The 13,039-nt window shown below is 69.5% G+C and carries 10 protein-coding genes and 1 pseudogene; 5 read left to right on the plus strand and 6 right to left on the minus strand.

Annotated elements, in window-relative coordinates:
* Positions 1-25 precede the first annotated feature (25 nt).
* The 4 genes and pseudogenes from OPF83_RS10380 to OPF83_RS17515 all read right to left on the minus strand — a co-directional run.
* The gene (locus tag OPF83_RS10380) at positions 26-1,114 is read right to left on the minus strand and encodes a mechanosensitive ion channel family protein (protein ID WP_375546250.1); all 1,089 of its coding nucleotides are present in this window, start codon (positions 1,112-1,114) and stop codon (positions 26-28) included.
* A gap of 145 nt (positions 1,115-1,259) precedes the next feature.
* A complete protein-coding gene (locus tag OPF83_RS10385; RefSeq protein ID WP_264887483.1) occupies positions 1,260-2,786 on the minus strand; it encodes a dolichyl-phosphate-mannose--protein mannosyltransferase in 1,527 nt (508 codons plus the stop codon).
* A gap of 114 nt (positions 2,787-2,900) precedes the next feature.
* Complete coding sequence (locus tag OPF83_RS17510) at positions 2,901-3,329, minus strand: hypothetical protein (RefSeq protein ID WP_375546251.1); 429 nt, start codon at positions 3,327-3,329, stop codon at positions 2,901-2,903.
* A pseudogene (locus OPF83_RS17515) lies at positions 3,327-4,220 on the minus strand (AMP-binding protein); the annotation flags it as partial. The pseudogene OPF83_RS17515 and the gene OPF83_RS17510, both read right to left, overlap by 3 nt.
* Before the next feature lie 183 nt (positions 4,221-4,403).
* Here OPF83_RS17515 and rsmI point away from each other — a divergent pair.
* Positions 4,404-5,252, plus strand: coding sequence for a 16S rRNA (cytidine(1402)-2'-O)-methyltransferase (gene rsmI / locus OPF83_RS10395; RefSeq protein WP_264887381.1), 849 nt, complete (start codon positions 4,404-4,406; stop codon positions 5,250-5,252).
* 264 nt (positions 5,253-5,516) lie between these two features.
* Here rsmI and OPF83_RS10400 read toward each other — a convergent pair whose 3' ends face one another.
* A complete protein-coding gene (locus OPF83_RS10400) occupies positions 5,517-6,452 on the minus strand; it encodes a hypothetical protein (protein WP_264887382.1) in 936 nt (311 codons plus the stop codon).
* A gap of 345 nt (positions 6,453-6,797) precedes the next feature.
* Between OPF83_RS10400 and OPF83_RS10405 the strand changes: the two genes are divergently transcribed.
* The gene (locus OPF83_RS10405) at positions 6,798-6,974 is read left to right on the plus strand and encodes a hypothetical protein (protein ID WP_264887383.1); all 177 of its coding nucleotides are present in this window, start codon (positions 6,798-6,800) and stop codon (positions 6,972-6,974) included.
* A gap of 16 nt (positions 6,975-6,990) precedes the next feature.
* Here the strand turns inward: OPF83_RS10405 and OPF83_RS10410 are convergent, their stop codons facing one another.
* Entirely contained in the window at positions 6,991-8,193 is a 1,203-nt protein-coding gene (locus OPF83_RS10410; protein WP_264887385.1) for an aminodeoxychorismate synthase component I, read from the minus strand.
* 236 nt (positions 8,194-8,429) lie between these two features.
* Here OPF83_RS10410 and OPF83_RS10415 point away from each other — a divergent pair, with 236 nt between their 5' ends.
* The 3 genes from OPF83_RS10415 to OPF83_RS10425 all read left to right on the plus strand — a co-directional run bounded on the left by OPF83_RS10415 (position 8,430) and on the right by OPF83_RS10425 (position 12,860).
* Complete coding sequence (locus OPF83_RS10415) at positions 8,430-10,073, plus strand: BCCT family transporter (RefSeq protein WP_264887386.1); 1,644 nt, start codon at positions 8,430-8,432, stop codon at positions 10,071-10,073.
* Between the two features lie 64 nt (positions 10,074-10,137).
* Complete coding sequence (metG, locus tag OPF83_RS10420; protein WP_264887388.1) at positions 10,138-11,988, plus strand: methionine--tRNA ligase; 1,851 nt, start codon at positions 10,138-10,140, stop codon at positions 11,986-11,988.
* Positions 11,989-11,993: 5 nt separating this feature from the next.
* The gene (locus OPF83_RS10425; protein WP_264887389.1) at positions 11,994-12,860 is read left to right on the plus strand and encodes a TatD family hydrolase; all 867 of its coding nucleotides are present in this window, start codon (positions 11,994-11,996) and stop codon (positions 12,858-12,860) included.
* The last annotated feature ends 179 nt before the right edge of the window (positions 12,861-13,039 follow it).

Consider the following 13,039-nt stretch of genomic DNA (forward strand, 5'->3'; position numbering starts at 1 on the left):
CGGCTAGGCCCCCGCAGCTGTCCGACTATTCGGCCGGGGACAGGGCCTTCATCGGCGACACCGGAAGACCCTGCTGGTAGGGGGCGTCGATCCCGGCCTCGGCGAACGCGTTGCGGATGCGCCGCCGCAGCTCACGCTCCGTCGCCCACTGCATGTTGGCGTGGGTGACCGCGGTCATCCGCAGCGACCACGAATCCGCCCCCAGCTCGTTGACACCGGCCAGCTCCGGCCCGGAGATGAGGTTGGACCTGATCGGCTCCCTGGCCGCCGCGCGCTTGGCGGTGTCGATCGCGATGGTGCAGGCACGGTCGATGTCCGCGCCGTAGGACACCGGGATCTCGAGGAACGCCACGCCGAAGTCCTGGCTGTAGTTGCCCACGCGCTGGATGTCGCCGTTGCGGCAGTACCAGAGCGTGCCGTGCAGGTCGCGGACGGACGTGATGCGCAGGCCGACGTTCTCCACGGTGCCCTCGGCGTCGCCCAGGTCCACCCAGTCGCCCACGCCGTACTGGTCCTCGAAGAGCATGAACAGCCCGGACAGGAAGTCCCGCACCAGTGCCTGCGCGCCGAAGCCCAGCGCCACGCCGACGATGCCGGCCGAGGCGATGAACGGCGCCACGTTGACGCCGAGGATCGCCAGCGTCTGCAGGATCACCCAGACCAGGACGACGAAGGACACCAGCGACTTGAGCACCGAGCCGATGGTGAGCATCCGTTGCGCCCGCCGCTCGGCCCGCTTCCGGTCGGCGATTGCCTGCTCCGCCGGCTTCCGGTGATTGCTCTTGTTGAGACTCTCGGCGGTCAGCCCACCGCTCTCGTCGGCGCTTACCCCGGTGTCGTCGTCACTCTCGTCACCGGCCCCGTCGACATCGGTGAGGGCCCCGCCCTCGGACCGTGCGCGGCGTCGGGGCCACAGGCGGCGCGTGCTGCCGTCCGGGGCGGGTGTGGTGACGCGGTCGATGCCGCGGTGGAGCAACCACCGCACGACCAACGCCAACAGGATGTACACGACGATCATGACCGGCTTGTTGACCAGCCACTCCTGCATCACGTCGGACATCGCGAGATCGGGAAGGGGAAGAGTCAGCTCGTTCACGTCCGCGACGGTACGGATCACCTGCCCGGAGTGCGAAGGGCGATGCGGTGACCTCGCCCACGATTCAGGCCATGCTCAGCCCCAGATCAGGGCCGGTTCAGCGCCGAGGCCCCAGTGCTGCAGGGGAGCGCCGGGGCCCGAGCGCTGGAGGGGAGCGCCGCGGTCAGCGCCACGACGGCAACCACAGCTGCAGGGACCACTCGGCGGGGGTGATGGGCAGGCCCGCGAGGATCGGCGTGATGTAGATGAAATTCACCACGACCAGGGACAGGTACAGGGCCACGATCGAGCGGCCCACGATCTGCCTCCGGGGGGAGTCGGTGGACTTGCCCGCGATCTCGCCGAGCACCAACGCGAGCAGCATGACGAAGAACGGGATCATCACCGCGGCGTAGAAGAAATACATCTGCCGGTCGTGCTGGAAGAACCACGGCACGTAGCCCGCGCAGTAGCCGACGAGCCCGAACGCGTACCGCCCGTCGCGGCAGACCACGGCACGCCAGAACGCCCACGCCAGCACGGGGATCGCCAACCACCAGATCGCGGGCGTGCCCAGCAGCATGATCGCGCGCACGCAGGAGTCCTGGCCGCAGCCGGCGACGTCTTCGCCCTGCTCGATGTAATAGAGCATCGGCCGCAGGCTCATCGGCCACACCCACGGCTTGGATTCCCACGGATGCCGGTTGCCGGCGGACGTGGTGAGCGCGGCGTGGAAGTCCAGGACCGAGGACTGGTAGTACAGCCACGACTGGATCGAGTCGGGCAGCCAGTTGTCCTGGACCTTCGTCCCCACGACGTGGCGGTACACCGCGTTCTCGTCGGCGAACCACGGCAGCCACGAGAAGAGGTGGAGGACGAGCGGCCAGATCACCAGGCTGGCGAACGCCGGGACCGCATCACGCACCAGCGCCCCGGCCAGCGGGCGGGCGACGCCGTAGCGGCGCCGCAGCGCCCAGTCCCAGGCGACGGTCATGAGGCCGAAGAACGCGATGAAGTACAGGCCAGACCATTTGACGCCCAGCGCCAGGCCGAGCATCACGCCCGCGGTGAAGCGCCACCAGCGGAACCCGAGGCGGGGCCCGAGATCGGTCAGGTGCACGCGCCCGGCGAGCGCGGCGCGGTGCATCCGCCCGCGCATCTGGTCGCGGTCCACCAGGAGGGCACCGGCGGCGGCGACGACGAAGAGGACCTGGTAGATGTCCAGCATGCCGATTCGGGAGGTGACGAACGTGACCCCGTCCAGGCAGAGGAGCAATCCGGCGATGAGCCCGAGTTGCGTGGACCGCGTCAGCCGGCGGGTGATGCGCATGACCAGCAGCACCACCAGGACGCCGCAGATCGCGGCGGTGACGCGCCAGCCGAGCGGGGTGTAGCCGAACAGGAACCCGCCGATCGACTCGATCTGCTTGGCCACCGGCGGGTGGACCACCAGTCCGTAGCCGGGGTTCTCCTCGATGCCCAATTGGGAGATGTTGAAGGACTGGGGTGCGTAGTGCTTCTCGTCGAAGATCGGGGTGCCGCCGTCGGTGGCCGAGTTCAGTCCCCAGAACCTGGAGACGAACGCTAATACCAGGACCACGCTGGTGGCGATGAGATCGCGGACGGTCTCGACCGGCCCGGTGTCGGGGGCGGGGAGCGTGCGGCCCGGGGAGCGCTCGCTGACCGGGGAGCGCTCGCCGACCGGGGGCACGCCGGCTGAGGGCGGGCCTCCGGGGTGGCGCGCACCGAGGGTCGAGGTCACACGGCGAGCATAGTGGGGCCCTGCCCGGACCGGGACGGCCGTGGTCCCGAATCGGGCGGGGCGTCAGGTCCCGACCGGCGCGTGGACCTCACGACGCAAGATCTTGCCGGTCGGGCCCTTGGGCAGTTCCGGGACGATCCAGACCTCGCGGGGGTACTTGTAGGGCGCGATGCGTTCCTTGACGAACTCGCGCACGTCGTCCGGGCTGGCCTCATGACCGGCCTTGAGGGCGACGGCGGCGGCGACCTCCTCACCCAGCGTCTCGTGTGGGATGCCGATCACGGCCGCCTCGGCGACCCCCGGGTGCTCGTACAGCACCTCCTCGACCTCGCGCGGGTAGACGTTGTAGCCGCCGCGGATGATCATGTCCTTCTTCCGGTCCACGATCGTGAAGCAGCCCTCGGTATCGCGGACGGCCAGGTCCCCGGTGCGCAGCCACCCCTCGACGACCGTCTCGGCCGTGACCTCGGGACGGCGCCAGTACCCCTTCATGACGTTGGGGCCGCTGATGACGATCTCGCCCACCTCGCCGTCGGCCACCTCGTTGCCCTCGGTGTCGACGACCCGCAACGCCACGTCCGCCACCGAGACCCCCACCGTGCCCGGCTTGCGCTCCAGGTGCGGGTGGTTGAAGCACGCCACCGGGGCGCTCTCGGACAACCCGTACCCCTCGAGGATCACGCACCCGAGCGTGGCCTCGAACCGGTTGAGCAACTCGACCGGGAGCGGGGCGCCGCCGCAGATACACGTGCGGATCGTCGCCACATCCCCACCGAGGGTGCCGTCGGCGTCCCGTGCGGCCAACATCGCCGCGTACATCGTCGGCACGCCCTCGAAGACGGTCACGCCGTCGCGCTCGATGACCTCGAGGGCCTTGGCGCCGTCGAACCGCGGGATCAGACTCAGGCAGGACCCGGCCTGGACCGAGGCGAGCAGCCCGCAGGTCAGGCCGAAGACGTGGAACAGCGGCAGGCAGCCCATGACCACGTCGTCCGGCCCGGTCTCGATCAGCGTCTCGCGCGTCACGGCAGCGTTGCTGCGCAGGTTCTCGTGTGTCAGCTCGGCCCCTTTGGGGCGGCCGGTCGTGCCAGAGGTGTAGAGGATGACGGCGGTATCGTCGTCGTCACGATCGGCGATCGGGGACCGTCCCGGGGCGCTCGGTGCGGGACCACCGTCACCCGCGACGACGGCGACCCTCGACCCGGCCGGTGTCGCGCCCGCCTGCACCTCGTCGGCCGCCTCGGGCACCGTGAACACCACCGTGGCACCCGCGTCGGTGAGGTGATACCCGACCTCGCGGGCCTTGAGCAGAGGATTCAGCGGAACGACGACGCCCCCGGCCAGCAGCACCCCGAAGAGGTGCACCGGGTAGGCCGGTACGTTCGGCGCCCTACTACCGGCTCGAGCGCATCGCCGAGCGCACCGGGTGCGACCTACGCGGTTTCGCTGATCTGCAGGATCTGCTGGTCGCGATCAGACTCATGACCACTACCGGCGGTCGGCAGAGGCACCCGGGTGCCACAGGGTCCGCAGGTCCCGCAGGGCGGCAGGGATAGTGTGGACCGCATGACGTCCGGACGGGTCGTGTTGGCGGCCACCCCCATCGGGAACCCGGCAGACGCCTCGGGCCGCCTGCGTCAGCTGCTCGAGACCGCCGACGTGGTGGCGGCGGAGGACACCCGGCGCCTGCGCTCACTGGCCGCGGCGCTGGAGGTCAGCATCGGCGGCCGGGTGATGAGCTTCTACGAGCACAACGAGGCCGGGCGGGTGCCGCAGCTGCTCGATCGCGTTCGGTCGGGTGACGTGGTGGCGGTCGTGACCGACGCCGGTATGCCCGCGGTCTCGGACCCGGGGTATTCGCTGGTGACGGCCTGTATCGAGGAGGGGCTGCCGGTGACGTGCCTGCCGGGGCCGTCGGCCGTGACCACCGCGCTCGTCCTCAGCGGACTGCCCGTGGACCGCTTCTGCTTCGACGGATTCCCGCCGCGCCGTGCCGGGCGTCGTCGCACGTGGCTGGCCCGGCTGGTCGCCGAGGAGCGCACCTGCGTGTTCTTCGAGTCGCCGCACCGCGTGGCCGACACCCTGGCCGAGGCCGCCGAGGTGCTCGGGCCGGATCGCCGCGCCGCGGTGTGCCGGGAGCTCACCAAGACCTACGAGGAGGTCCTGCGCGGGACCCTCGCGGAGCTGGCCGAGCTCACTGCCGGCGGGGTGCTGGGTGAGATCGTCGTGGTGCTCGAGGGCGCCTCCGCGGCGGATACCGAGGCCTCGCTCGAGGACCTGGTCGAGATCGTCGAAGAGCGCGTCGCTGCCGGTGAGCGACTCAAGGACGCGTGCGGGGTGGTGGCGGAGGGTGCGTCGCTGACCAAGCGCGAGCTGTACCAGGCGGTGCTCGACGCCCGCGCCGAGAACGATTAGACGCCACCTTCGCAGCTACATCTGCTGGTTTGGCAGTACTCAGCGAGGTTTTCTCGGCGTGTCGTCTCGCTGGTGACTGCCAATCGGGAGGTGGTGGCTGGTGGCGTCGCAGCCGCAGCCGCAGCCGCAGCCGCAGCCTCGGCCGCCGACTTCTCTGATGTGGGAGTAATCAGCGAGACTTTGTCGGCGTGTCCTCTCGCTGATGATGTCCAAACCGTGGGGGTGGGGCGGAGCGTGGTCAGTCAGCGTGGTCAGGTGCCGGGGTCAGATATCGGGGCAGCCCTGTCGCCGCAATTTCTCCGCGATCCGCCGCAACAGCGTGTCACTATCTCGCAGCATGCCCGCTGTGATTCTCAGGTCCAGCCACCCCTCGTCGAACAGTCGCGCAGTCATGGCGGAATCCCAGTCTCGTTGTTCACGGTCGAGGTGGTGCTCGCCGTCATAGAGCAGGGCCACCCGGTACTTGCGGTACGCCAGGTCGGCCTTGACGATGTGGCGTCCGGCGGAGTCTGCGATATTCACCTGCAGGTCAGGTTGAGGCAGCGACGAATCGGCGATGATCAGCCTGACCCGGGTCTCGCGTGGTGAATCAGCACGGTGATCGCTGCGTCCGAGCACGTACAGCGCGCGCCTGCGACCGTGGAGCCCGGATGTGGAGTGCGCGATGCGCTCGACATCGGTCGCAGGAGTCCCGGTGACGTTGCAGAGGGCATCCACGGCGATGGTGGCCGCGAGCGGATCCCGCGTCCACCGCGCCAGGTCCAGTGCGGTCCGTTCGGGCGAGGTGCACCGCATCGCGTGCCTCTCGCTGATATCTGCCGAGGTCAAGGGCTGCCGGAGGCGTCGAATCCGGATTCCATTCGGAGCACGAACGGAGTGCGGGAGGCACAGGTCGACACTGCGGAAAGCGTGTACCGGCGCGACCTGATACTCCCCGTGGAGGAGCGCCGCTGCTGGTCCCGCGAGTATCGCACCACGTGGTGCCCAGAGCCATGCCGACCGGACACGCGTGTAGACGTCACAGTCGAAGCCTTCGAATTGGTAGATGCCGGGCAGGACTCGCCTGAACAGCGTGCGCAGCTCGTGCTCGGTGACGATACCGGCTGCCTGCGCGGCCGCGCCGACGAACGGACGGCCCCGGAACACGGCGTCGGCGAACGCGTCGGAATCTGCGGCGGCACGAATTCTGGTCGGAGACACGCCTCCACTGTCGGGCGTCGCGGAGCCGGAATTCCTCTCAGAGAGGCCACCTGTGGATCAGTGCGACGACCATTCACAGCCACGCGGTCTCCTGCGCTTGTGCCGTCTCTCGAGTGCCCGCCGACCTGCATCGATGCCGCCAGGTCCTGTCTCAGATGAAATCTCGCGGCCTCAGGGGCCGGTCGCAGCGTTACGACGGCCCAACCAGGCTCAAACCTCAATTTGGAAGTAGTCAGCGAGACTTTGACGGCGTGTCATCTCGCTGGTGATGTCCAAATTTGAGGGTGGTGGGTGTTGAGGTTGGTGGGCGACGTACCGGGGGAATGCAGGCCACGCGGGCGGTAGATGTGGTGCCGGGAGAGTCGACGTGCCGGCCAACACCGCCACGCGGGCTCCGCCCAGCCCCGCTACCAGGGACTCGCCCAGCCCCGCTGCCACGGCGCCGCGGTGGCCGAGTGGGCGAGCGTGACCAAGCGGGACCTCTACCAGGCGGTACTCGACTCGCGCGCCGCCGACGACTGACCGGCGGGCGGTCAGCTCACCACGGCGCCGGGCCGCCACCCCAGGTGAACGCGGCCTTGTGCAGGCACTCCTCCCACTCGGCCTGCGGGTCGGAGTCAATGGTGATGCCGCCGCCGACGCCGAACTCACAACGGCCGTCCGGGCTGATCTCGATCGTGCGGATGGCCACCGACAGGTCCAGCTCGTCCGGGCCCGAGATCCCGATGGCGCCGCAGTGCAGCCCGCGAGCCCTGGGCTCCCAGCCGGCGATGAGTTCCCGGGCTCGCAGCTTGGGAGTGCCGGTGACGGATGCCGGAGGGAACGTGGTCTCCACGAGCTCCCGATGCGTGACGTCGGTCTGCGACGCGACGGTCGAGACGAGGTGCCACACCCCGGGGGCCTCGTGGACCGCGAGCAAGTCGGGAACGGTCACCGAACCCGTGTCGGCGGTCTGTCCGAGATCGTGCCGGACGAGGTCGACGATCATGATGTTCTCCGCCACGTCCTTGTCCGACGCACGCAGGAGCGCGGGGTCGGCGCTGCGGGGGAGCGTTCCCTTGATGGGGGCTGACAACACGTCCCGGCCCGTGCGGGTCAGGTACGTCTCCGGCGAGAGCGAGACGACCGCCCCCCACGAACCCTGGAGGAACGCCGCGCGCTGCGCACCGGTCCGGCGCCACAGCGCGAGGAACAGGTCCACCGGCTCGCCCAGCACCCGCCCGTCCAGCCGCGTCGACAGACAGGCCTGATAGATCTCGCCGGCCCGGATCGCCTCGAGGCAGTCCTCCACCGCCGCCTGATGCGCCTCCCGGTCCGGTGCGGACCAGAGGAGGGAGGCGGCGTTGTCGTCGTCGAGGCCCGGGGTCTGAGAGGTCAGGGCGAGCGCGGCGGGGGAGGGCACCGCGCCACGGGTGGACCACCGGCCGTCGTGGCTCAGGACGAGCAGGCCCTCGGCGCGCCCGGACACTGCCTCGGGCAGCAGCGAGGTGGCGCCGCGCGGGACGTCCGGGAAGGAACGGAAACCGAGGACGTAGCGGGAGGACCCGTCGCCGGACGGGCGGTCGAAGGCGGATCCGGGATCGACGGTCTGAAGGGCCACGGACGGGGCGATCACGGCGGCCGACCCCAACCAGTTCCCGAGCAGCGCGGCCGGCGGCGCCAGACCCTCGTGCGTGGCGCGGCGGGCGAGGGCGTCCAGGACGCGGAGCGGATCCGGCGGCAGGTCCGCCCATGTGTGCACGGAGACAACGGTGGCAGAACCGGGGGCATGTGGTCCAGTCGGGGGCCGGCGCCCCTGCACGGGGGCGCAGGGGAACGCCGTCGGCCCGGGACAGTCGAACGATCGGCGCGGGTCAGGCGAATGCGGGTAAGCCTGCGTTTCCCGAGGTAGTGCACGTGACCGACGGGGCCGATGGGGCCAATGGTGAAAGGGAGTTTCACCCCACGGGCGGGGTGTGACGTGCTAATGCTGGACTCATGACCATCGACGCAGAACGGTCCTCACCACCTTCTCAGCCGGGCCCGCCCGGGAAGGGGGCGCCTCCGACCCGCATCAGTAACGGGGTGTTCTACCCGGCGCTGGCCCTCGTGGTGGGCGTCCTGATCTGGGGACTGGTCTTCACTAGTTCTTTCAATTCCGCAGCAGAGGCTGCCTTCTCCTGGACCGCCAACAGTGTCGGCTGGCTGTTCGTGCTCGCCGGCACCGCGTTCGTGGCGTTTGTCCTGTGGCTCGCGTTCAGTAAGTACGGCACCGTGCGACTGGGCGGCGACGACGAGAAGCCGCAGTACCGCACGTCGAGCTGGATCTCGATGATGTTCGCCGCCGGCATGGGCATCGGGCTCATGTTCTACGGCGTGAGCGAGCCGCTGTCCCACTTCCTCACCACACCGCCCGGCTCCCGTCCCGGTGTGACCACCGCCATGGCCACCACCACGTTCCACTGGACCGCGCACGCGTGGTCCGTCTACGCGGTGGTCGGCCTGGCACTGGCGCTGACCGCCTACCGATACGGTGGACGCCACCTCATCTCAAGCGCGTTCACTCCGCTGATCGGCGAGGAGCGGGCAGCGGGCTGGATGGGCAAGGTCCTCGACGTGCTGGCGATCTTCGCCACCGTCTTCGGCACCGCCGCCTCGCTCGGCCTCGGCGCCCTGCAGATCCAGACCGGCCTGCAGGAAACCGGCGCGGTGAGCGGGCAGAGCATCGCCGTGGTGATCGGCATCATCGTGGTGCTGGGCCTGTGCTTCGTCGCCTCCGCCGTCAGTGGCATCGAGCGCGGCATCCAGTGGCTGTCCAACATCAACATGGTGCTGGCCGTGCTCCTGGCGATATTCGTCCTGGTGGCCTCCGGTGCCGCCGTGTTCATCCTCGACCTCATCCCCACCTCGATCGGCGGGTACTTCCAGAACTTCTTCCAGATGGCCTCGCGCACCGGCGCCAGCGCCAACGGTGAGGCCGGCGACTGGTTGTCGGGCTGGACCGTCTTCTACTGGGCCTGGTGGATCTCCTGGTCGCCCTTCGTCGGCATGTTCCTCGCCCGCATCTCCCGCGGCCGCACCATCCGCGAGTTCGTGGTGGGCGTGATCATCGTCCCCAGTGCGCTGAGCATCGTCTGGTTCGCGATCTTCGGCGGCGCCGCGCTCAAGCTCGAGCTCGACGGCCACAGCATCTACGGCGACGGCGACTCGACCGCGCAGCTGTTCAACCTGTTCCGTGAGCTGCCGATGACCGGCGTGCTCGCCGTGGTGGCGATGATCCTCGTCGGCATCTTCTTCATCACCGGCGCCGATTCGGCGTCGATCATCATGGCCGGAATGTCCCAGTTCGGTGCCGAGGAGCCGCGCAAGCCATTCGTGATCCTCTGGGGCGTGCTCACCGCGTCGGTGGCGGTGCTCATGCTGCTCCCGGGCCTGAGCGAGGGTGATCCTTCAAGTGCCCTGACGAGTCTGCAGAACCTGACGATCATCGCGGCGTCGCCGTTCGTGCTCGTCCTGACGGCACTGTGCGTGTCGATCTTCAAGGCCTTGTCCGCGGACCCGTTCATCACCGAGCGGACCTACATGCTGCCCAAGTCGCAGCAGGGTCGCCGGAAGGCCGCGTCCGGCGGCGCCGAGGCCTAGCCAGGGGACAGTGGGGGCACCACCTGATCGGGAGGTGCCCCCGCGACCCCCTAGTCTGTATCCCATGGCGAAGACAGTCCTCACCGCGGTCGCGTGGCCGTATGCGAACGGCCCCCGGCACATCGGACACGTGGCGGGCTTCGGTGTCCCCTCCGATGTGTTCGCCCGCTACCACCGCATGGTCGGCAGCGACGTCCTCATGGTCTCGGGCACCGACGAGCACGGCACCCCGCTGCTCGTCCAGGCCGAGAAGGAGGGCGTGTCCGTCCAGGAGCTGGCCGACCGCTACAACCGGCAGATCGTCCAGGACCTCGCCGGACTCGGGCTGACCTACGACCTGTTCACCCGCACCACCACGCGGAACCACTACGCGGTGACGCAGGAGCTGTTCCTGGGGCTGTACCGGAACGGCTACATGATCCGCGAGACCACAATGGGCGCGATCAGTCCGTCGACGGGCCGCACGCTCCCGGACCGCTACATCGAGGGCACCTGTCCGATCTGTGGTGCGGGTGGCGCGCGCGGCGACCAGTGCGACAACTGCGGCAACCAGCTCGACCCCGCCGACCTGGTGGACCCGGTCTCCAAGATCAACGGCGAGACCCCGGAGTTCATCGAGACCGAGCACTTCCTGCTGGACCTGCCCGCGCTGGCCGAGGCGCTGGGGGACTGGCTGCGCGAGCGGAAGGACTGGCGACCCAACGTCCTGCGCTTCTCGCTGAACCTGCTCGAGGACCTGCGCCCGCGCGCGATGAGCCGCGATATCGACTGGGGCGTGCCGATCCCGCTCGAGGGCTGGTCGGAGAACAACGCCAAGAAGCTGTACGTGTGGTTCGACGCAGTGGTGGGTTACCTTTCGGCGTCGATCGAGTGGGCGCACCGCTCCGGCGACCCGGAGGCGTGGCGCCGCTGGTGGACGGGCGACGACGCGCTCTCGTACTACTTCATGGGCAAGGACAACATCACCTTCCACTCCCAGATCTGGCCCGCCGAGCTGCTCGGCTACGACGGCCGGGGCGCCTCGGGGGGAGAGCCCGGTGAGTTCGGTGCGCTGAACCTGCCCACCGAGGTGGTCTCCTCGGAGTACCTCACCATGTCCGGCTCCAAGTTCTCCTCGTCCAAGGGCGTGGTGATCTACGTCGAGGACTTCCTCGCCGAGTTCGGGCCCGACCCGCTGCGCTACTTCATCGCCGTGGCCGGGCCGGAGAACAACGACACCGACTTCACGTGGGACGAGTTCGTCCGCCGGATCAACAACGAGCTCGTGGGGTCCTGGGGCAACCTCGTCAACCGCACGGTCTCGATGGCGCACAAGAACTTCGGCGAGGTGCCCACGCCCGGCGAGCTCGCCGCCGAGGACCGCGAGCTGCTCGACGAGGCGTTCGCGGCGTACGACGTGGTGGGCGCGGCGCTGGAGCAGTCGCGGTTCCGGGCCGGCATCACCGAGGCCATGCGGATCGTGAACCGCGCCAACCAGTACATCGCCGCCACCGAGCCGTGGAAGCTCGCCAAGGACCCCGAGCAGGCCGAGCGTCTTGCGACCGTCCTGTGGACTGCCCTGCAGGTGGTCTCCGACGCCAACACGCTGCTCACCCCGTACCTGCCGGCCTCCGCGCAGAAGATCCACGAGACTCTCGGCCGCACGGGCGAGTGGGCGGCAATGCCGCGGATCGAGGAGGTCGCCGACGACATGCCGGTCGACCCCGTCGGTGCGGGCGTGCCCGAGGCCGGGCGCAGCTACCCCGTTATCACCGGCGACTACGCCGCGCAGCAGGCCCACTGGGGTCGAACCGACATGGCCCCCGGTACCGCGCTGAGCAAGCCCACCCCGGTCTTCACCAAGCTCGACACGGAACTGGCCGAGACCGGCCCGGAGTGGGCGCCCATCCAGCCGCAGGGCGAGCAGGAGGCCTGAGCGTCGTGGGCAAGCGCAAGTCCCGCCCGACCCCGGTCCTGCCCGAGCCGCTACCCGGGCTCGTCGACGCGCACACGCACCTGTACTCGTGTGGCCACCGCACCGCCGACGAGGTGCGCGCCGCCGCGGACCGGGCAGCGCTGGCCGGGGTCGCCGCAATCGTGACCGTCGGCGACGACCTGGCCGAGTCCGAGGCCGTGGTGGTCGCCGCCGAGGCCGACGAGCGGGTCTACGCGGCCGTGGCCGTGCACCCCACCCGGGCCCGCGAGGTCACCGACCCCGAGACCGGCCCCGCCGTGCGGGACCGGCTCGCCGAGCTCGCCGCCCATCCGCGCGTGGTGGCGGTGGGGGAGACGGGCCTGGACCACTACTGGGTGGGGACGATGGAGGGCTGCGCGGATCCGGCCGAGCAGGAGGAGTCCCTGCGCTGGCACGCGGGCCTCGCCGCGCGGCTCGGCAAGTGTCTGATGATCCACAACCGTGAGGCCGACGACGACCTCATGCGCGTGCTGGACGAGGTGGCGGGTCCGGGCTCGGGCGTCCCGAGCGTGATGCTCCACTGCTTCTCCTCGCCGTTGGACGTGGCGAAGGAGGCCCTGGATCGCGGCTACGTGCTCTCGTTCACCGGGAACGTGACCTTCAAGGCCAACGATCACCTGCGTGAGGCGGCCAGACTGGCCCCCGCCGGGCAGATCCTCGTCGAGACGGACGCCCCGTACATGGCGCCCGAGCCGTTCCGCGGTGCCCGCAACGAGGTGGGGCTGGTGGGCTACACCGCCCGGGCGATCGCCGAGGTGCGCGGGCAGGAGCCCGATGAGTTCGTCGCCGGGGTCGCCGACACCGCGCGGGAGATCTTCGGTCTGACGGTCTGACGAGCGGGTCCGGTAGCCACTTTTGGTACCCGGCGAGCTGTGTGACTGATGTGACTCACGGGATTTAGGTAACAAATTGTGATCACGCCACTTCGTCGTCGTCGCATGTCAGGGCACTCACGTTGCCCCCTGCGCGCCGTCTCGTTACGCTATCGTGATGAAACGCTGACGCCCAATCC

Source organism: Dietzia sp. NCCP-2495 (genome assembly GCF_026011735.1).
In the GTDB taxonomy this organism is placed as follows: domain Bacteria; phylum Actinomycetota; class Actinomycetes; order Mycobacteriales; family Mycobacteriaceae; genus Dietzia.